Raw genomic sequence first — 17,621 nt, 5'->3', positions numbered from 1 at the left:
GCCTAAGCGGGGAACGTATGCTACACTTCCTACTGTAAAAATATCGATGATATGGTGGAATCAGAGAGGGCGGATGAACATGATGAGACTTGGGGCGAACGTTTCGATTGCGAAAACCGGAATGCTCAAGGCGGTCGAAGAGTCGATCAGCTATGAAGCGGACACCTATATGATCTACACGCGTTCGAACCGCGGCGGCAATGCGCGGCCGATCGAGAATTTTAATCGCGAGAAAGCGTATGAAATGATGAAGGAGCACAACTTGGCCGATCCTGTCGTGCATGCACCGTATCTGATCAATCTCGCTTCCAATAAAGAAGAGACTTGGACTTATGGTGTGGAGTTGCTGCGTGAAGATATTCGCCGCACCGAATACCTTGGCATCCGATATATCGTGTTCCATCCGGGTGCGCACACCGGGGCTGGTGTCGAATACGGCATCAAACGGATCGCCGAAGGTTTGAATGAAATCTTGACCGGGGAAGAAAATCTTTTCGTCTGTCTGGAAGGCATGGCAGGTGACGGGTCGAAACTCGGGTCAAATTTTGAAGAGTTGGCGGAGATTATTTCGCTTGTCAAACATCAGGACAAGCTCGGTGTCTGTTTGGATACCTGCCATCTTTACTCCTCCGGCTATGACATTGTGAACAATTTTGAAGGCGTCATGCAAAAGTTTGACGACATCGTCGGTCGTGATCGCATCAAAGTTTGGCATATCAACGATAGCAAAACGCCGTTCGACTCGCGCAAAGACCGTCATGCGAACATTGGAGAAGGCTCGATCGGCGGTGAAGCGCTCAAGCGTATCGTGCATCATGAACTGGCGCTAGGAAAGCCCTGCATTTTGGAAACGCCGGAAGGAAAGTACAAAGAAGAAATCGCCTTTTTACGCGGATCGAGCGCAAACTGATACGGGGACCTGTCTTTTGACAGGTCCTTTGCCTTTTCTTCCACCTATTGCTTCGATTCTTCGATTCGCCTGCGCCAAACACTAGCTTCATGGGGTCGAATCTTACAGATTGAGGTGAAGAGAAGATGACAATTCGTTCGAGAAAAAAACTCAGTCTGATGCTCGCAGCCGCTTTTGCTTTGATGCCGCTCCCGGCACTGGTCGATGCGCAGGCTTCTCCCGTCCAAGGAGGCCATACGGTACAAGCGGTGACGACCGCCGCTCACAAGCCGGTCAACCGCGCAGGTGTGGCGGTCAACGGTGTGATGAAAGCGGGGATCGATCCGGTCATCGTCGGTGGCATGTACTATGTGCCATTTAAGGACATGGCGCGCATCCTCGACTATCATGACATCCGCTACAACTACAACACCAAATCCTACACCGCCACCGATGGTTCGGTCACCGTAAAAGTGACGATCGGCGGGACTTCGGCCGTAAAAGGGGACGAGCATGTGCATGTCGATCCGCCGAAGTTGATCAATGGCACCGCCTATTTGTCTCTAGGCTCTGTCGGCGCAGTTTTTAACACGTACACGTGGTTCAAAGTGGAGAATGGTTCGATCCAAGTGCAACTGCCAGCCCGCCAATACAGAGTGCAAAAAGGCGATACGCTGTGGGAAGTGGCACAGGCCCATCACACCACGATCTCAGCTGTACGGGCTGCTAACAATTTGAAGAGCGATTCGCTCACGCCAGGGCAGATGCTCCGCGTTCCGCCAGAGTACCAGACTCGGGAGATGGAGCCCGCTCGTCAATCGGCACCTGCTCCTGCTCCGGGTCAGAATGCAACCGCGACACCGGTGCAGTCATCCAATGCATCTGCGAAGGCACAGGCGATCATCAACACCGGCAAAAAGTACATGGGTGTCCCGTATAAGTTCGGGGCTAAGCCTTCGGAAGCTCCGCGGCGCATGGACTGCTCATCATTTTTACAGTATATCTATAAACAGAATGGCGTCACATTGCCACGCGATTCGCGTCAGCAGTCGAGCGTAGGCACCCGCGTATCCAAATCGGAACTGAAGCCAGGTGATCTGATGTTCTTTAAATACCCAGGTCGCTATTCGGACGGTCGTGTCGGTCATGTCTCCATGTACATCGGAAACGGTCAAATGCTGCATACCGTGCCGAAGACAGGTGTGACCATCTCCAAAATATCGTCCTCTTATTGGACAACCAATTATCTGTATGCGAAGCGCGTCCTTCAATAGCCAGCACACGATCAAGGAGAAGTGCTTGTCATCCTCCCGACATCTATGCTATACTTTCTTTTGTTATCAAGGCGGTCCTCTTTCTGGTGCTCATTAGACAGCCCACGTTACGAACGCCTGTAGGGAGGAGGTCTACTCATGAACCAAGTATTGCTTGCAGCAATCACTGCTGAACAGATCCGCCAGGACATTCCTCAATTCAAAGCGGGCGACACCGTGCGTGTCCACGTTAAAGTAAAAGAGGGTAACCGCGAGCGTATCCAGGTCTTCGAAGGCGTTGTAATCAGACGTCGTGGTGGCGGTATCAGCGCAACGTACACCGTTCGTAAGATTTCTTACGGCGTTGGCGTTGAGCGTACGTTCCCGCTTCACACTCCGAAGGTTGACAAGATCGAAGTGACCCGTCGTGGCCGCGTTCGTCGTGCGAAACTGTACTACCTGCGCAACCTCACAGGTAAAGCAGCTCGTATTCGCGAAATCCGCTAACAAAGTACAGGGACTTGTTGAACAACAAGTCCCTTCTTTGTCTTTTATCGTATAAGAAGCATGGCTGGGAGGCACTGTAATGAGTGAATTGAACCCTCAAAACGAAGCGCACCAAGACACTACAGAACAAGAAAAACCGAAAAAAGGTTGGGGTCGGGAAGCATGGGAATGGGGTAAATCACTATTAATTGCTTTGTTGCTTGCGCTTCTCATTCGCCAATTCGCTTTTGCGATCTTTATGGTCGATGGTCAATCGATGGTACCGACGTTAGAAGACAAAGAACGTCTTGTTGTCAACAAGATGGTCTATTACTTACATAAACCAGAGTATAACGACATCGTTGTCTTCGAATATCCGGCCGATCCAACGAAAGACTTCATTAAGCGCGTTATCGGCCTGCCTGGCGATACGATTGAAATTCGGGATTATAAAGTATTCCGCAACGGCGAAGAACTAAAAGAAAATTATATTGCGGAACCGACCGCAACCAACAACGGTGTTTTCCAAGTGCCAGATGGTACGATCTTTGTGCTCGGAGATAACCGCAACTATTCAAAAGACAGCCGCGACCCTGCGGTAGGCTATGTGCCGTACGATGCGGTGATTGGCAGAGCCGAATTTGTATGGTGGCCATTTGACCACTTCCGTGGCATCTAAGGGTCATAGAATAGCTTAAAAGGGGCTAACAGAGAGATGACGATTCAATGGTTCCCCGGCCATATGGCCAAGGCTCGCCGGGAAGTAACCGAGAAGTTGAAGTTGGTCGATATCGTGATGGAACTTGTCGATGCGCGGCTGCCTTTATCGAGTCGCAACCCGATGATGAACGAGATTGTGCAGAACAAGCCGCGCTTGGTTCTGCTGAATAAGGCCGACTTGGCCGACCCTCGCATCACCGACCAATGGATAAATTATTTCCAAAATCAAGGGCTTGCCTGCGTATCGATCAATGCACTGAAAGGTGAAGGGCTGCCCAAAGCGGCAAATGAAGCCAAGCGCCTGTTCGAACCGAAGGTCGAAGCGATGAAGAAAAAAGGCATCCGTCCGCGTGCGGCTCGGGCGATGATCTTGGGCATTCCAAACGTCGGCAAATCATCATTGATCAACCGGATGGCGAAAAAGTCGATCGCGAAGACGGGTGACCGTCCGGGCGTGACGCAAGCGCAGCAGTGGATCAAGGTCGGCAAAGACTTTGAACTGCTCGATACGCCGGGGATTCTTTGGCCTAAATTTGAGGACCCAGAAGTCGGATTGCGCTTGGCAGCAACTGGTGCGATCAAAGAAGAGATTCTTGACACGGAGCCGGTCGCGATTTTCATCGTCGAAGTGATGAGCAAGCGCTACAAAGGGGTCCTAGAGTCTCGCTTTGGCCTAGACGAGTTACCTACCGATCCGCGTGAGGCGTTGGAAGCGATCGGGCGCAAACGTGGTTTCCTGCGCGCAGGCAATGTCGTAGATATGCTCGCGACTTGGAAACTGATGATTCGCGAGTTTCGTGGCGGTCAGTTCGGGCGAATTTCCTTGGAAAGCCCGAGCGATTTCGCAGAGGATGAGCGTGCGGAACTGGATGCAGCCCCGATTGTGAATACAACCGAAGAATAAGAACAGCCACCGTGAATTCACGGTGGTTTTTTCTGTCAGGGACAGGAAACGCAGGAGGAACGGCGAAAGGAGTAAGGGAAAGGGGTTCTTCGGATGAAAAGCAAGCTGGATTTTGGCGCTTGGACAGTCGGGGAGATTCGCGACTGGCTGCAAGGCACGGTGCCGAATAGCAGGCAGGAACAGCAATTGCGGACCGACTCGCGAAGTGGCGTCCGCAAACTGATCGAATCCTATGTGCGCGAACGGGAGAAAGCAGCAGCGTACGCTGCTTGGCGCGATGGGATGTGGAAGTATGAACGGGCGGCTAAGCAACAAGGGTATCATGCTGTGGCGGGTATTGACGAAGCGGGTCGCGGCCCGTTAGCGGGGCCGGTTGTGGCGGCCGCAGTAATCTTGCCACCTGGGATCGAACTACAAGGTCTCAATGACTCGAAACAAGTGGCGGAAGAGACGCGAAATCAATTGTTCGATCTCATTTGTACCAAGTCGGTTGCATATGGGATCGGCGTCGTGGATACGGAGTATATCGACAAGCACAATATTCTACAAGGAACGTTCGAGGCGGCACGTCGAGCGCTACGCCAAATGGAGCAGCAATTTGATCGGGTTCCCGACTACCTTTTGACCGACTATTTGAAAATCCCGGGGGTTGCACTGCCCTATCAGGCGATTGTAAAAGGAGATGCGAATTCCTTTTCGATCGCTGCGGCCTCCATTCTGGCAAAAGTGACGCGGGACCGTTGCATGGAGGCATATGGAAAAGAGTACCCGCAGTATGGATTTGAGCGGCACAAAGGATACTCTTCGCCGGAGCATATGCAAGCTTTAGAAATGCACGGCCCATGTCCGATTCATCGCACTTCGTTTGCGCCAGTGCAGAAACTTTTGCAAGGAACACTGTTCGATTTTGCAGACCTGTAAGGTCAGAAGGGTGGGTTTGACATGCGAATTCAAGCCGGACAAGTGGGTCAGGTTGTCCTTTCTACATTGCAAGGAGCAAAGGAATTAGACGGCAAATTAGAGTTGAAAGTGGGCAGTGTGGTGCGGGCTACGCTGATGCAGCACACTGGAAAAGATGAGGTGCTCCTGCAAATCGAGGGCAAAACCCTCCGTGCTCGCCTCGATGCCAGCGTAAAGCCGGGCGATCAGGTGGACTTGCTGGTGACGGGAGAGCAGAAGCAAGGTGCGATGGAATTGAAAGTGGTTGGGCAACCCATCCGTGGGGGCGAAGGAGGAAAACAACTCGACATCTCAGGTCTTGTTCGGATGCTGAACTTGCCAGACACAGAGGAGTCAAAGGCACTGGTTCAAGAGTTTGTCAATCGAGGTGTCCCTTTGAAGCCGGATACGGTTCGTGCGGCGCTGGCCGTGTTGCGCAGTTTGCCGCAGGTTACGCCATCGCACATCGCGACGCTTGGAAAAATGGCCGAATTGGGCATCCCAATCCTTCCTAGTTCGTTTGAAGCGATGCACACCCTAGAAAATGGACCTAAGCTACATGAGTTGCTCACCAAAATTCAAAGCACACTGCTTGCCCTGCTACCAGAAGCGGATTCGTTAGCTGGCAAAGGGGCAGGCACCACAACGCAAGTGGGGGCATCGATCCGCACTGCGAGTCAATGGGGCGGACAGACGCCAGCAGGTCCAGTCCAGATCGGTGGAGAGACTGCTGGGCCGGGCGCTGCTTCAGGGCAAACCGCATCTCCGACAGCTACAGCGATGACAGGGCAGCCTGAATCGGTCATGCTAAAAACGGCCACTGCTCAGACGGGATCTACTGCCGTTTCTAATTCAACCGATGGGCAACAAACGGCGACGTCAGCCAAAATTCCAGTGGGCAACTCGATGTCTGCCGGAACAGGTGCGCCCACTGTTCCATCGAACACCGATGTACGTACTGGCGGTGCAACTTCTCTACAAACAGGTGCGAACCAATCGGCTACCCAAACAGGAACCACGGCAACGAGTGCCCTGCAGACGCAAATTGGTACGCTTCTGTCTACAGGCATAACCAACACGACCACATCAGCTGTGGCGCAACTGCCAAATCAAACGTCTGGCGCAGTTCCGCAAGCAGAGCGTGTAATGACCCAAACGGCACTGCAGAACGGGGAAGTGGTGAATCATTTCCCGGAAAATAGTCGCGCAGTCAGCATAGCACATCCAGGTAGTCATGCCCTCTCTGCCTCGACCCGTGCCAATCTGGAACAGCTTTTGCATGTAACTGACCAGCTGTTAAACAGTCCAGACGACGCTGCCCCAACGGCAGCACATTTGGCCGATAAAGCCAAGCAGCTCGGGCTGAACTTCGAGGAACAACTTGCCCATGCATTGCGCAGACTTCCAGCAGACAGTGATCCTGCTCAGATCAAAAATGCGTTCCAGCAGGCGCTGAAAATGGCTTCCGAGCAAGGCACCAGTTTAAAACACGCTTTGCTGCTCAGCCAAGCTACTTCGGCCGAATTGGATGCGGCAGGACTCGGTTTTCTGTTGCAAGACGTGAGCACGTTGTTGAAACATGTGACAGGCCAGCAAATGATGCAAATGGCGGGCAGTGACCGTACCGACCTGCTTTACCAATTTGCAGCCGTCCCGATTCGCCATGGTAAAGATGAACAAACGGTCGAACTACACGTAATGGCACGTAAAGGTCCCGGTCAAAAAGCGATCGATGCGGCCAATTGCTATGTGCTGTTTCGTTTAGACATGCCCAACTTGGGAGAACTGGACATCCATCTGCACATTGTAGACAAAGTGGTCGGAGTCCGTTTTCTTTCCGAAAACTACGCCAGCCTGACGCTCACACCGTCCGATCAACGAGACCTCCGCAATGCCATGCAAAAAGTTGGCTTCCACCTCGGGGTGTGCAAAGTCGAGGACAAAAAACAACGAGAACCGGGGGAGCACCAACCTCTCTTGCCACCGATCCTCACTCACAAGCAATTTGACCTCAAAATATAAGCGCAAACGAGAGGAGGCGGAATCATGACCGAACCAACGACCACCAAAAAGGCGGTCGCGATCCACTATGATCAAAATAAAGATTCTGCGCCTCGCATCGTCGCGAGCGGGCGTGGGGCGGTTGCCGAGCAAATCCTATCGGTAGCTTCTGAGAATGATGTGCCTTTGCATGAAGACCGCGCGCTTGTGGAAACGCTGCTTGCCTTCGACATTGGGAAAGAGATTCCAGTCGATCTCTATCAAGTGGTGGCAGAAGTCCTGGCTTTTGTTCAACGTCTTGACAAAAGGGAGCGAGACTGATGGTTCGCTCCCGAAAACAAATTGGTGATCTCGGTGAACAGATTGCCAGTGACTGGCTGACACAGCAAGGCTATCACTTGATCGCCCGCAATTGGCGATGCCAAGCGGGCGAACTTGATATTATCGCCGCTGAAGGCGATACACTCCTCTTCCTCGAAGTTCGCACCCGCACGACATTCACTCGATTCGGCACTGCCGAAGAATCGGTCGATTGGCGCAAGCAGCGCCAAGTCCGCCAACTCGCCGTCCACTACCTCTCCACAGAACAATTTCGATACAAACGCTTTCGTTTCGATGTCATCGTCGTCTATCTCCAGCGAGATTCCGAGCAAATCTTGCAAATTCGCCACCTACGAAACGCTTTTTAAAATCATGTTGCTTATGGTATCATGGGTGAGAAAGAAAGACGTAGGAGGATACATACTCATGCTAGTTCCCACTCTTATTGCAATCGGTACCTTTGTGTTAGGCTTGGTTCTTGGCGCCCTCGGCGGTGTTTACTACCTGAAGAACAAAATGCAGAACATGCAGATGTCAGACAAGGAGATCCAATCGATGGCACGTTCCATGGGCATGAATCTCAACCAAAAGCAGTTGATGCAAGTTTCCAAGCGCATGCAGTCTGCGAACAACAATAAGTCGTCGAAAAAGAAGAAATAATACGCAAAAAGAGAGGGCCGAGTAGCCCTCTCTTTTTTCATGTCTACCAGAACAGCAGGCTCGATAGTGCAAGAATCGACAAAAACGGGACTAAAAATACTGCCGGGTTATACCGATAGCCAAACCCGCCCCCATAAAAAACGTGGTCGGCTTGTAGTGCGGAAGTACCGGAGTCAAGTGTTTGAAAAGAGGACTCCTTCTCCCCGGAGGCGAGACCGACCGGCCGTAGATAGATCCCCTTGTTGGACACACGGTCCACCATGCCGCGGTGGAAACCGTTGCGTGTTTGAATTTGCACCATTCTTCCGACGTACGGTCGACAATTTGAAGCGTGATAACGGCACATCAAGAAAACCCCCTCTCAGGTATGCTCGTGATCAGCTTATGTACGGATGGTATACAGGTTCACGGCAGTAGCGGAGGACAAACTAAAGATAGACAGATCACCTCCTGCATACAATGGAAGGGAGAGGGAGGTGAGCGCTATGAAAATGGGATCTCCTCTGTGGAGATTTCGCTACAGGACCCGTCGCCAACCGTGGCTGTTGTTGATACCCTTGCTACTTGTGATCATCCTTTTCATCGGCAGTTGCGCCCTGCTCGGCGGGGGAGGGGAAGGCGAAACCGTAACGGTCGGCCAGTCAGTTCTTGATGGCTGGCTGTACGGTGGTTTCGATTCGTCTGGCAATCTTATCTTCCGTCAGGGAGATCAGGTTGTACTCCTACCTCAAGGCAGCACGGAAGTCAAACTAAATGGAAACACGCTACACATCACCCGTGCTACTTCCAACACGCTGGAGCTTCAAATCGATTCCACACCTTCTACCCACTCCGTGCCTCCCACCGTCTGGTGGGCGATTGGTAGCGGAGTTTTTGGTTTTATACTGGGCCGTCTCCGCATCCCGACTTCTCCCATCTCCTCAAATCACTTGTCCACATCGCTCCCGAGTTGGAAACCGCGGCGCTGGCCTCGTTAATCGGTGTGGGGTGTCGAACATTACTCAATCCTTGATCGAAAATCTTTAGGTACTATCGATCAACGTGTTGAAAGGTTGGCATTGGGCCAGCTTTTCGATCTTGCTGTGTTGATCACAACTATGACAGCAATCAGCAGGGCGATATTGGGTCGTATCTGAGAAATAGAGTGCAACGATCTCGAAGCAAATCGTTGTCTTATGATCGTATGCCCTCTGACAAGCGGACTTTTTTGGTATACTGATGAAGGACAATCTATGGAGCAGGGGAGAAGAGCTATGAAATTTGTTGGGGAACGCAACTGGATGTTTATTACCATTGCGGCCGTATCACCGTACATTTGGATCAACAACGCTTTACAAAAAACGGAACCGCTCACAGTGTCGATCGCAGCTGGCTTTAGCGTGTTGGCGGTGATGCTGCTCGTGTTTTTACTGCGTAAACAATACATCGAAGTCGGTCACAACACGATCGAACTGCAAAGCATGTTCAAGCGACGCCAGTTCAGCTCTAGTGACATACAAAAAGTGGTCATCGAAGAGCAGGTGATCCTCGCGTATGACAATAAGGGCAAGCCGCAGCAATTGATGGTGCCGTTGAAAAAAGAACAAGTGAAGGAACTAAAAGAGGCGGTGCGCGCCTTTTGTAAACGCAATCGAATTCCATTTCAATAAGAGCAGCCCGTTCTGTGGAACGGGCTGCCTTCATTCCGATCCCGGAAATGATCAATCACCCCAAAACTTGCGATCCAAGCTGCGATACTGAATGGCTTCGGCGATATGAGAGAGCTCAAGATTTGCAACCCCCTCCAGATCGGCAATCGTGCGCGCCACTTTTAAGATCCGATCATAGGCACGTGCCGATAGACCAAGATGCTCAAAGCTGTCTTCCAGCAACTGAGCCGCTTCAGGGCTGAGCGTGCAGTACGTTGAAAGATCGCGTGAATTCATGGTGGCATTCCAAGGGATAGGGCGGTCAGGCAGGCGATTTTGTTGGCGAGTGCGTGCGCGAATGACACGGTCGCGGATTAGGGCAGACGTTTCTTCGCGGGAAGTGCTTTTGAGGTCGTGGTATCTGACACGGGGCACTTCGATGTGCAGATCGATGCGATCGAGGAGCGGGCCGGAGATTTTGCTTCGGTAGCGGGAGATTTGCAAAGGTGTGCAGGTACATGGCTTGTAGTCAGACCCAAAATAACCGCACGGGCAGGGGTTCATCGCCGCAGCCAGCAAGAAGCGACTGGGAAATGTATAAGTGGCTTGCGACCTAGCAATCGTTACTTTGGCATCTTCCAGCGGTTGTCGCAGGACTTCCAAAACCGATTTTTTAAACTCGGGCAGTTCGTCCAAAAACAACACCCCACCGTGAGCCAACGTCGCTTCGCCTGGCTTCGGAATCGTTCCACCACCGATCAGACCACCGTTGGAGATCGTGTGATGGGGGAGCGATAGGGCCTTGTTCGAAGCAACGGCCCGTTCTGGGACAAAAGTCCCGACACGCTGTAAACTTGTGTCACTTCCAACGATTCGGCATCGGTCAGCGGTGGCAAGATCGAGGGTAGTCTGCGGATCAGCATCGTTTTCCCACTGCCAGGCGGGCCGATCAAAAGCACATTGTGAGACCCAGCAGCCGCTATCTCCAAGGCTCTCTTCACATGGGGTTGGCCTTTGATCTCCGCAAAATCCTCTTTGTCGCTGATTTCCTGACGACCACGATCTGATGGTTCTGCCACATACGGTTCCAGAGTTCGTTTGCCAGTTACATACTCGTAGGCTTGACGGAGCGAAGCGACCCCATACACTTCAATACCGCTGACCAGCGCCGCTTCGCGCGCATTGTTCTGCGCGACCAGCAATTTTTTCAAGCCGTGCTCTCTTGCGGCTAAAGCAAGCGATAACATCCCATGCACCGGACGTAAGGTTCCATCAAGCGCGAGTTCCCCGACGGCTGCAAATGAATCGGGCAAGCCTTGGGGAATCATCCCGCCCGCGGCTAAGATGCCGAGCGCCAAACTGAGATCATAGCCCGCGCCTTCTTTGCGCAAACCAGCAGGGGCAAGATTGGCAGTGATGCGCTGGAGTGGAAAATCAAAGCCGCTGTTTCGTAATGCGGCCCGTACTCGGTCTTTGGCCTCGCGTACGGAGCTGTCTGGCAACCCCACCAGATCAAAGTTGGGAAGTCCGTTGGCCAGATCGACCTCAACTTGCACGATCATTCCTTGCAATCCGAATAAAGCAAGCCCGGTCATTTGTGCGTACATGAAAGAGAATCCTCCTCAGATCGCATTTTTAGACAGCATTCGATCAGAATTTGATTTTACTTAGTTCAGGATTGGCTTTTTTTGCATATCATAGAGCAAGGTCGTCAAGAATAAGGAACAATGATTCACAACAAATGATGAATACGATCTTGGATTTACTGTTCTTTTTTACACATTGGTTTATAATAAAGGTGTGAGTGAGATTTGATGAAGGAGGTGAAAGGGGTTGGAATTTGTGTGCCTCGAATGTGGAGGTTTCTTCGAGGGAGACGAAGTCCGCCGGTCGAAGAATCGTTGTGAGTCATGCGAGGGTGTTGCTTCAGATGACGAACAAGGAGAGAGTCATGGCTACCGTTGACCATAAGAAGTTGAGTTAAGCGCCCCCGTTCGTGCAAACGATGGGGGCGTTTAGCATGCTCGGCATTTACATATCCTAGAGGTGTCCAGTTAGAGGGGAGGGGGTGTCTCGATGATCTCCGTACAGCTTTATCATGATCAGTATGCCAAGCTCGACCATGACAAGTCACTGCATCAGTTTTTCCCAAAAAACAGCGCGGTGTTGGAATGTAGGATGTCAGAAAGCGAATTTGACGAGTTTTTGAAGGAAAACGATATGATCACCATTCGTAATCATCTGAAAACCTATCACGATGGTCAGATCTGTGGTGAATTTACCGTGCTCTAACTTAGCGTGTCCGAACTTGCGACCAACTTGTGAACTGCTTGAGTGTGTCGAGCAGTTCACGATACCATGCATCGTCACCAAGCGATTTGGCCATGTTGATCATGTCGAGCAGCGAGTCGACTTGCTCTGGCAGCACGCGGCGTCCCGTTCGGTAACGCTCGTCTTCTGGGTAAGCATTGAGCACGCGTGTGACTTTTTCGTCCCCGATCGCTTCGAGTAGTGAGGCGATCTTCACACCATCCGTTTCCGCATGGTGTGCCAGCATGATGAAATCGAGTTCCAACTCGGGGGCGAGATGATGATGATGGCAGGTAGGGCAGACGAGCATCGGCACGTCATGGATCAATACTCCGCCTTCGGAGTAGACACTTCTCATGACGGCAACCATCGTCAATCCACAACAGAGCGTATCCTTGCTCATCGGGCGTTCCCCCTTAACGAAAAGAATTGAAATCGTGCCTTTAGCGTATCATAGATCCCCGTTGGACGGGGGTGTATCTTCTTTGACTTCGATCACACAAAGCGATTCCTGATCGGGGATTTCCTTGCGAAACGATTCGAAATAGCGCAGTGCAGCTTCTTTTGTAATCGCAGGGACTGCAAGTTCTGCCTGTACCACGATCTGCGAACCGTCTTCCGAAAATCGGCTGCCAAGAATCTGCCCGCCTTCCACAAAAGCTGGCACAACTTGTAGCAACTTGTGCAAATAACCATCACCTTTTTCAAGTTGGTCCTCCGCGTACTCGTTGTTGGCGAGGATCTTGGTGGTGATAAATTTACGGATCTTATATTCAAGCACCAGCGTATACATCGTCTCTCCTCTTTTCATAAGCGTATCGATAAGGTATTCCCAATAGATACCTTGCGCTACAATTCTTCAGGCGATACGGTGTTTTTAAATCCAAACTCTGCGGGCTGCTGTGCTGTAGTTTTAATAAATTCGATCTTCACGACCGATTTGACATTCAAGCAATCGCTGTGACCGTCCGGTACCAACAGGCGAACAGGGAACCCCTTTTTCAAAGGTTTGTCCTCTTGTTGAAACAAGAGTAAGGCGCTGTACAACTCATTTTTCGGAAGCACCGCTTGGAAATCGTCGCTTGCGTGAAATACGGCATGTGTATAATCGACAGACGGCTGTATTATTTCGAGAAGCGAAGAAATTGGGGTCGCTTTTCCTGTGAAGGCTGGTACAATAGGAGTAACCTCAAGGTGAGGACCCAATTTCCCACTGGTAAAGTCAGAATATTCCAAGTCGAATTCGTGTGTAACAAGCCCGCGAATGACTACCTGAAATGCATCTTTTGCCATCTGAAATTTTCACTCCTTTATAAGTAGTCTTCTGAGGTGATTGTACATCATAGAAAGAAGGAAAGTCCATGCAACTTTGGAAACGCAACCTGGTCGTGTTGTGGTTTGCTAACTTTACCGTGATGATGGGTATGAGTTTGGTCATGCCATTTTTGCCCTTGTACATTGGGGATCTGGGGATCACCGATCCGCAGGATTTGACGCGATGGGCAGGGTTAGTCTTCTCCGGCACATTTATGACCTCAGCGATCTTTGCACCGATCTGGGGAGCGCTGTCCGATCGGACGGGACGCAAGGTGATGTTGTTGCGCAGTGCGGTGGGGATGTCGATCGTCATGGCGCTGATGGGGTTTGTCACATCGGTTGAGCAATTGTTCTCACTGCGTTTGGCGATGGGGATCATCTCTGGATTTATCCCGGCAGCGATAGCGCTGATGGCGACGAACACGCCAAAGGAGCATGTCGGTTATGCGCTCGGCACGTTACAGACCGGTGCGGTGTCCGGCCAGATCATCGGTCCGCTCGTCGGCGGAGTGTTAGCCCATTTTTTAGGGTTCCGAAGTGTATTTTGGTTCACCGCAGGTCTGCTGATCTGCGCGACGATCATCGTGACCGTATTTGTAAAAGAGGAGTTCAAAAAACCAGAACCGGCTGCCAAAAAGATCAAAGGGGAGCGCAAGCACTTTGAAATGCTCGGTCATCTGAAGATGGTCTGGCCGGTGCTGATCGTTTCGTTTTTGATCTCATTTTCGATGATGATGGTCGATCCGATGATGTCGATCTATGTGTCACAGCTTGCACCGAGCGCAGAAAACGTTGCGCTGATCGCCGGGTTGATCACCGCTTGTACAGGGATTGCCAACATCATTTTCTCACCGCGTCTTGGCAAGCTAGGCGATCGGATCGGCTACAAAAAAGTATTGCTGATCGCGATGTGCGGAGCCGCTCTGTTCTATATCCCGCAAGCGTTCGTCACCTCACCGTGGCAACTGATGCTCTGCCGTTTCGGACTTGGCATGTGTATTGGCGGTCTGTTGCCGCAAGTCAATTCCTTGATCCGTTCGCGGGTGCCGACCGAAGTGCAGGGGCGAATGTTCGGTTACAACACATCGGCCATGTTTCTAGGGAATCTGTGCGGGCCGAATGTGGGCGGTTTTATCGGAGGAGTGTTCGGGATTAGCTCGCTCTTTCTTATTGCAACGTGTACAATGCTAGGTAACGCGTTGTGGTTGAAATTTGCCGTCAAGGACACCGACCATAGCACGGCAACGAGCGAAGCGACAGAACGGAGGGCATAGCAATGAAACGATTGATCGCAGCGGGACTTTGCGCAGGACTGATGTTGACCGGATGTGCGCCGATGACTGCCGAGCAGCCGAAGCCGGCCCATCAGGAACAGGCGGTAGGGGAGGCGGTCACGTTTGACGACCTGCTTCAAACGACAAAGTTTGTCATGACTACCAAGGCAGGATCAGACCTGCCGAAGACATGGAGATTCGAAGGCGCGGACGCGAAGGCGAAAGTGGCAAACCTCGTCCCGGTGTTAAAGGAAGGCAAAGCATTGCCTGCCGAGGAGGGACGTCTCGTCCAGAAAACAGTGCCGATGGTCACATTCATTTTTGACGTAGGAACCGAAAAGATCAGCATCAACGTCTACGCGGATCGCTTTGAGTTACAAGGCAACTGGTATCTGCTCGATACTGCACCGGACCGGACCTACGCCGCGATCAACGAGATCAAATAGTAAGCACAAAAAGACACCCGTCTAGATCGGCGCGGCTGTCTTTTTGTATGGAGGGGAACAACGTTTGTTACGGCAAGTCGTGCAGTTTTTGCTCAATTGGTGTACGCAGCTTGGGTTCTGGTACCTCCAGCGGATACCCGACGGGAAGGAAGCCGATGATCTCTTGTCCCTGTGGCAAGGCGAGCAATTCGCGCACGCGAGGTGAGGCGCCAAGCGATGACCAGCCGGTGCCGACGCCTTCGGCGTGCGCGGCCAGCATGAAATTTTGAATGAAGCAAGCGGTCGCAACCAGGTGTTCATCGCGATCGACCGACGTTTTCGCGGGTGTTGATGCCACCGCCAACAAAAGCGGTGCACCGCCGAAATCATTCTTGTGTTTCAAGTTTGCTCGTGTGCTGGGACCGACCACATAGACCTCCCAAGGCTCCGTCATGCGGTGGTTCGGAGCATAGGCGGCTGTCGATAGCCACGCCAGCACGTTCTCCATCGGCACGGGGTCCGGTTTAAATTGTTTGATCGTACGCCGTGTAAGAATCGCGCCTGTCACATTCATCATAAACTCCCCTTTCCAAGTATCCAAAGTATCTCTATTTGTATATTCCGTCATACAGAAGTTTTAGTATTCCGAATTTAATTCAGCAGTGGAATCAGGTTTGTATTTTCTAGTAGGTTGGATTATCCTAAGATAGATGTGTGTGGAAGGGGCTACGCGGGATGGATAAAGCTTCCGTTCGCGCTATGGTGATCAAGAAAGTCGTTGACGAACTGTATCTTGATGAAAAGTTTGTCACCGAGCAGATTGACGCGATGGAGAAGGAACTGGGCGATGACCTGTATGGACGCGATACGATCGCAGAAGTGGTCGCCCGCATCCTCGACATCATGGACGACCATGAGTGGTCCAGCGACAAGTCCGGCCTGATCGATAAACCTGTCAAGAAACTGAACTAGTCAAGGTGCGAGCATCTCAGAGGATGAGGAGCAGCATACTAGGCTCATCTGTATCGAATTCAAAGGAGTGACGTCAGATGAATCAGGAGTATATGCTTCGCTGTTCGTTGTGCGGTACGACCCATGAAGCGGACGCAACGTCTGCCGAGCAGTTACAAACTGCCAAGGAAGGCAATACCACTTATATCTGTGGTCTTTGCGAACGCAAGGTACAGTACGAGAGCGATCAGAAATTCCGCTAAGAATTTGTCATCGTTTTGTCGTTTCTTGCAGGATTCACGCGAAATAGGTCGAATATAGAAGTTTTGTTTGACGATGTACCATTTTTCACGAATCAAGTGGAGGAGGAAGCGGAATGAACATCCATGAGTATCAAGGCAAAGCTGTCTTGAAAAAGTATGGCGTCGCGGTTCCGAACGGCCGCGTGGCCTTTACGGTAGATGAAGCAGCACAGATCGCTGAAGAACTGGGCGGCAAAGCTGTAGTAAAAGCACAGATCCACGCTGGCGGTCGCGGTAAGGCAGGCGGCGTTAAGCTTGGCAAGAGCGTTGATGAAGTACGTACATATGCAGAGCAAATTCTCGGCATGACCCTCGTCACCCACCAAACAGGTCCGGAAGGCAAAGTGGTGAACCGTCTTCTGATCGAGGAGCTCTCCGACATCAAGAAAGAATACTACATCGGTCTGGTCGTTGACCGTGCGACACAGCGCGTCGTCATGATGGCGTCTGAAGAAGGCGGCACCGAGATCGAAGAAGTGGCAGCAGCGACTCCGGAGAAGATCTTTAAAGAAGCGATCGACCCGGCTGTAGGTCTGGCTCCGTTCCAAGCGCAAAAGCTTGCGTACGCGATCAACATTCCGAAAGAACTGGTCAAGCAAGCGGTTAAATTCATGACCGGGCTTTACAACGCATTTGTTGACAACGACTGCTCGATCGCTGAAATCAACCCGCTGGTCGTCACTGGCGATGGCCGTGTTGTAGCATTGGATGCGAAGTTGAACTTCGATTCTAACGCACTGTTCCGCCACAGCGACATCCTCGATCTGCGCGACTTCGAAGAAGAAGATCCGAAAGAGATCGAGGCTTCCAAGTTCGACCTGACCTACATCGCACTTGATGGTAACATCGGCTGCATGGTAAACGGTGCAGGTCTTGCGATGGCGACGATGGACACCATCCAACACTTTGGCGGCACCCCGGCGAACTTCCTTGATGTAGGGGGCGGTGCGACCACTGAGAAAGTTACCGCTGCGTTCAAAATCATCCTGTCTGACGAAAACGTCAAAGGGATTCTGGTCAACATTTTCGGCGGCATCATGAAGTGTGACACCATCGCAGAAGGTGTTATTGCAGCTGCTAAAGAAATCGGTCTCAGCCACCCGCTCGTCGTTCGTCTTGAAGGCACCAACGTTGAGCTTGGTAAGAAGATCTTGAACGAGTCCGGTCTGAACATTGTCGCGGCGGACAGCTTGGCTGACGCAGCTCAAAAGATCGTCGCATTGGTGAAGTAATACGAGCGG

The 17,621-nt window shown here is 51.6% G+C and carries 22 protein-coding genes and 1 pseudogene; 18 read left to right on the top strand and 5 right to left on the bottom strand.

Features of this window, described 5'->3' with window-relative positions; translation table 11 throughout:
- The first annotated feature begins 79 nt into the window (after positions 1–79).
- From CIG75_RS12235 to CIG75_RS12175, 12 genes are all read left to right on the top strand, one after another.
- Complete coding sequence (locus CIG75_RS12235; protein WP_094236926.1) at positions 80–910, top strand: deoxyribonuclease IV; 831 nt, start codon at positions 80–82, stop codon at positions 908–910.
- Positions 911–1,035: 125 nt separating this feature from the next.
- A complete protein-coding gene (locus CIG75_RS12230; RefSeq protein ID WP_094236925.1) occupies positions 1,036–2,163 on the top strand; it encodes a C40 family peptidase in 1,128 nt (375 codons plus the stop codon).
- Between the two features lie 138 nt (positions 2,164–2,301).
- Complete coding sequence (rplS, locus tag CIG75_RS12225; RefSeq protein ID WP_094236924.1) at positions 2,302–2,649, top strand: 50S ribosomal protein L19; 348 nt, start codon at positions 2,302–2,304, stop codon at positions 2,647–2,649.
- A 79-nt stretch (positions 2,650–2,728) separates the two neighbouring features.
- The gene (gene lepB / locus CIG75_RS12220; RefSeq protein WP_094236923.1) at positions 2,729–3,307 is read left to right on the top strand and encodes a signal peptidase I; all 579 of its coding nucleotides are present in this window, start codon (positions 2,729–2,731) and stop codon (positions 3,305–3,307) included.
- 36 nt (positions 3,308–3,343) lie between these two features.
- A complete protein-coding gene (gene ylqF / locus CIG75_RS12215) occupies positions 3,344–4,252 on the top strand; it encodes a ribosome biogenesis GTPase YlqF (protein WP_094236922.1) in 909 nt (302 codons plus the stop codon).
- 93 nt (positions 4,253–4,345) lie between these two features.
- The gene (locus CIG75_RS12210) at positions 4,346–5,173 is read left to right on the top strand and encodes a ribonuclease HII (protein WP_094236921.1); all 828 of its coding nucleotides are present in this window, start codon (positions 4,346–4,348) and stop codon (positions 5,171–5,173) included.
- 21 nt (positions 5,174–5,194) lie between these two features.
- Complete coding sequence (locus CIG75_RS12205; RefSeq protein WP_094236920.1) at positions 5,195–7,213, top strand: flagellar hook-length control protein FliK; 2,019 nt, start codon at positions 5,195–5,197, stop codon at positions 7,211–7,213.
- 24 nt (positions 7,214–7,237) lie between these two features.
- Positions 7,238–7,513, top strand: a complete 276-nt coding sequence (locus CIG75_RS12200; RefSeq protein ID WP_094236919.1) for an EscU/YscU/HrcU family type III secretion system export apparatus switch protein — start codon at positions 7,238–7,240, stop codon at positions 7,511–7,513.
- Positions 7,513–7,881, top strand: a complete 369-nt coding sequence (locus tag CIG75_RS12195) for a YraN family protein (RefSeq protein WP_094236918.1) — start codon at positions 7,513–7,515, stop codon at positions 7,879–7,881. Before CIG75_RS12200 ends, CIG75_RS12195 begins: the two co-directional genes overlap by 1 nt.
- Before the next feature lie 58 nt (positions 7,882–7,939).
- Entirely contained in the window at positions 7,940–8,173 is a 234-nt protein-coding gene (locus CIG75_RS12190; RefSeq protein ID WP_094236917.1) for a YneF family protein, read from the top strand.
- Positions 8,174–8,658: 485 nt separating this feature from the next.
- Complete coding sequence (locus tag CIG75_RS12180; protein WP_094236915.1) at positions 8,659–9,150, top strand: hypothetical protein; 492 nt, start codon at positions 8,659–8,661, stop codon at positions 9,148–9,150.
- Between the two features lie 276 nt (positions 9,151–9,426).
- Positions 9,427–9,822 (top strand): hypothetical protein, encoded by a 396-nt coding sequence (locus CIG75_RS12175; RefSeq protein ID WP_094236914.1) that lies wholly within the window; start codon positions 9,427–9,429, stop codon positions 9,820–9,822.
- Between the two features lie 51 nt (positions 9,823–9,873).
- Here CIG75_RS12175 and CIG75_RS12170 read toward each other — a convergent pair.
- Positions 9,874–11,363 (bottom strand): annotated as a pseudogene (locus CIG75_RS12170) (YifB family Mg chelatase-like AAA ATPase).
- Between the two features lie 514 nt (positions 11,364–11,877).
- Here CIG75_RS12170 and CIG75_RS12165 point away from each other — a divergent pair.
- Positions 11,878–12,093 (top strand): hypothetical protein, encoded by a 216-nt coding sequence (locus CIG75_RS12165; RefSeq protein ID WP_094236913.1) that lies wholly within the window; start codon positions 11,878–11,880, stop codon positions 12,091–12,093.
- Between the two features lies 1 nt (position 12,094).
- Here CIG75_RS12165 and CIG75_RS12160 read toward each other — a convergent pair whose 3' ends face one another.
- From CIG75_RS12160 to CIG75_RS12150, 3 genes are read right to left on the bottom strand one after another with little or no spacing between them, the layout of a single operon-like run.
- Positions 12,095–12,514 (bottom strand): hypothetical protein, encoded by a 420-nt coding sequence (locus tag CIG75_RS12160; RefSeq protein WP_094236912.1) that lies wholly within the window; start codon positions 12,512–12,514, stop codon positions 12,095–12,097.
- A gap of 48 nt (positions 12,515–12,562) precedes the next feature.
- A complete protein-coding gene (locus CIG75_RS12155) occupies positions 12,563–12,904 on the bottom strand; it encodes a hypothetical protein (RefSeq protein WP_094236911.1) in 342 nt (113 codons plus the stop codon).
- 56 nt (positions 12,905–12,960) lie between these two features.
- Complete coding sequence (locus tag CIG75_RS12150; protein WP_094236910.1) at positions 12,961–13,404, bottom strand: molybdopterin-dependent oxidoreductase; 444 nt, start codon at positions 13,402–13,404, stop codon at positions 12,961–12,963.
- A gap of 68 nt (positions 13,405–13,472) precedes the next feature.
- Between CIG75_RS12150 and CIG75_RS12145 the strand changes: the two genes are divergently transcribed.
- Together CIG75_RS12145 and CIG75_RS12140 are read left to right on the top strand one after the other, a co-directional pair.
- The gene (locus CIG75_RS12145) at positions 13,473–14,702 is read left to right on the top strand and encodes an MFS transporter (protein WP_094236909.1); all 1,230 of its coding nucleotides are present in this window, start codon (positions 13,473–13,475) and stop codon (positions 14,700–14,702) included.
- Between the two features lie 2 nt (positions 14,703–14,704).
- Positions 14,705–15,148: a hypothetical protein gene (locus CIG75_RS12140; protein ID WP_094236908.1), complete on the top strand. Its 444-nt coding sequence runs from the start codon at positions 14,705–14,707 to the stop codon at positions 15,146–15,148.
- A 67-nt stretch (positions 15,149–15,215) separates the two neighbouring features.
- Here CIG75_RS12140 and CIG75_RS12135 read toward each other — a convergent pair whose 3' ends face one another.
- Positions 15,216–15,704 (bottom strand): nitroreductase family protein, encoded by a 489-nt coding sequence (locus CIG75_RS12135; RefSeq protein ID WP_322348588.1) that lies wholly within the window; start codon positions 15,702–15,704, stop codon positions 15,216–15,218.
- A 158-nt stretch (positions 15,705–15,862) separates the two neighbouring features.
- On the opposite strand from CIG75_RS12135, the gene CIG75_RS12130 reads away from it, so the two are divergent.
- The 3 genes from CIG75_RS12130 to sucC all read left to right on the top strand — a co-directional run bounded on the left by CIG75_RS12130 (position 15,863) and on the right by sucC (position 17,612).
- Positions 15,863–16,099 carry a hypothetical protein gene (locus CIG75_RS12130; protein WP_094236906.1) on the top strand — a complete coding sequence of 79 codons (237 nt, stop codon included), beginning with the start codon at positions 15,863–15,865 and terminating at the stop codon, positions 16,097–16,099.
- A 77-nt stretch (positions 16,100–16,176) separates the two neighbouring features.
- Positions 16,177–16,341, top strand: coding sequence for a DUF2197 domain-containing protein (locus tag CIG75_RS20745; protein WP_157729530.1), 165 nt, complete (start codon positions 16,177–16,179; stop codon positions 16,339–16,341).
- A 113-nt stretch (positions 16,342–16,454) separates the two neighbouring features.
- Positions 16,455–17,612 (top strand): ADP-forming succinate--CoA ligase subunit beta, encoded by a 1,158-nt coding sequence (gene sucC, locus CIG75_RS12125; RefSeq protein WP_094236905.1) that lies wholly within the window; start codon positions 16,455–16,457, stop codon positions 17,610–17,612.
- Positions 17,613–17,621: the final 9 nt, after the last annotated feature.

Origin of the sequence: Tumebacillus algifaecis, from assembly GCF_002243515.1 — a bacterium.
In the GTDB taxonomy this organism is placed as follows: Bacteria; Bacillota; Bacilli; order Tumebacillales; family Tumebacillaceae; genus Tumebacillus_A; species Tumebacillus_A algifaecis.
The sequence above is the reverse complement of the archived record's forward strand: the minus strand, read 5'-3'. Positions and strand labels throughout refer to the sequence as shown.

Coding starts and splice junctions, on each gene's coding strand:
- CIG75_RS12135 (WP_322348588.1), bottom strand. CDS start 15,704: ATGATGAATGTGACAGGCGCGATTCTTACACGGCGTACGATCAAACAA.
- CIG75_RS12200 (WP_094236919.1), top strand. CDS start 7,238: ATGACCGAACCAACGACCACCAAAAAGGCGGTCGCGATCCACTATGAT.
- CIG75_RS12160 (WP_094236912.1), bottom strand. CDS start 12,514: ATGAGCAAGGATACGCTCTGTTGTGGATTGACGATGGTTGCCGTCATG.
- CIG75_RS12205 (WP_094236920.1), top strand. CDS start 5,195: ATGCGAATTCAAGCCGGACAAGTGGGTCAGGTTGTCCTTTCTACATTG.
- CIG75_RS12195 (WP_094236918.1), top strand. CDS start 7,513: ATGGTTCGCTCCCGAAAACAAATTGGTGATCTCGGTGAACAGATTGCC.
- lepB (WP_094236923.1), top strand. CDS start 2,729: ATGAGTGAATTGAACCCTCAAAACGAAGCGCACCAAGACACTACAGAA.
- CIG75_RS12130 (WP_094236906.1), top strand. CDS start 15,863: ATGGATAAAGCTTCCGTTCGCGCTATGGTGATCAAGAAAGTCGTTGAC.
- CIG75_RS12155 (WP_094236911.1), bottom strand. CDS start 12,904: ATGTATACGCTGGTGCTTGAATATAAGATCCGTAAATTTATCACCACC.
- CIG75_RS12150 (WP_094236910.1), bottom strand. CDS start 13,404: ATGGCAAAAGATGCATTTCAGGTAGTCATTCGCGGGCTTGTTACACAC.
- ylqF (WP_094236922.1), top strand. CDS start 3,344: ATGACGATTCAATGGTTCCCCGGCCATATGGCCAAGGCTCGCCGGGAA.
- CIG75_RS12145 (WP_094236909.1), top strand. CDS start 13,473: ATGCAACTTTGGAAACGCAACCTGGTCGTGTTGTGGTTTGCTAACTTT.
- rplS (WP_094236924.1), top strand. CDS start 2,302: ATGAACCAAGTATTGCTTGCAGCAATCACTGCTGAACAGATCCGCCAG.
- CIG75_RS12175 (WP_094236914.1), top strand. CDS start 9,427: ATGAAATTTGTTGGGGAACGCAACTGGATGTTTATTACCATTGCGGCC.
- CIG75_RS12230 (WP_094236925.1), top strand. CDS start 1,036: ATGACAATTCGTTCGAGAAAAAAACTCAGTCTGATGCTCGCAGCCGCT.
- CIG75_RS12180 (WP_094236915.1), top strand. CDS start 8,659: ATGAAAATGGGATCTCCTCTGTGGAGATTTCGCTACAGGACCCGTCGC.
- CIG75_RS12235 (WP_094236926.1), top strand. CDS start 80: ATGATGAGACTTGGGGCGAACGTTTCGATTGCGAAAACCGGAATGCTC.
- CIG75_RS12140 (WP_094236908.1), top strand. CDS start 14,705: ATGAAACGATTGATCGCAGCGGGACTTTGCGCAGGACTGATGTTGACC.
- sucC (WP_094236905.1), top strand. CDS start 16,455: ATGAACATCCATGAGTATCAAGGCAAAGCTGTCTTGAAAAAGTATGGC.
- CIG75_RS20745 (WP_157729530.1), top strand. CDS start 16,177: ATGAATCAGGAGTATATGCTTCGCTGTTCGTTGTGCGGTACGACCCAT.
- CIG75_RS12190 (WP_094236917.1), top strand. CDS start 7,940: ATGCTAGTTCCCACTCTTATTGCAATCGGTACCTTTGTGTTAGGCTTG.
- CIG75_RS12165 (WP_094236913.1), top strand. CDS start 11,878: ATGATCTCCGTACAGCTTTATCATGATCAGTATGCCAAGCTCGACCAT.
- CIG75_RS12210 (WP_094236921.1), top strand. CDS start 4,346: ATGAAAAGCAAGCTGGATTTTGGCGCTTGGACAGTCGGGGAGATTCGC.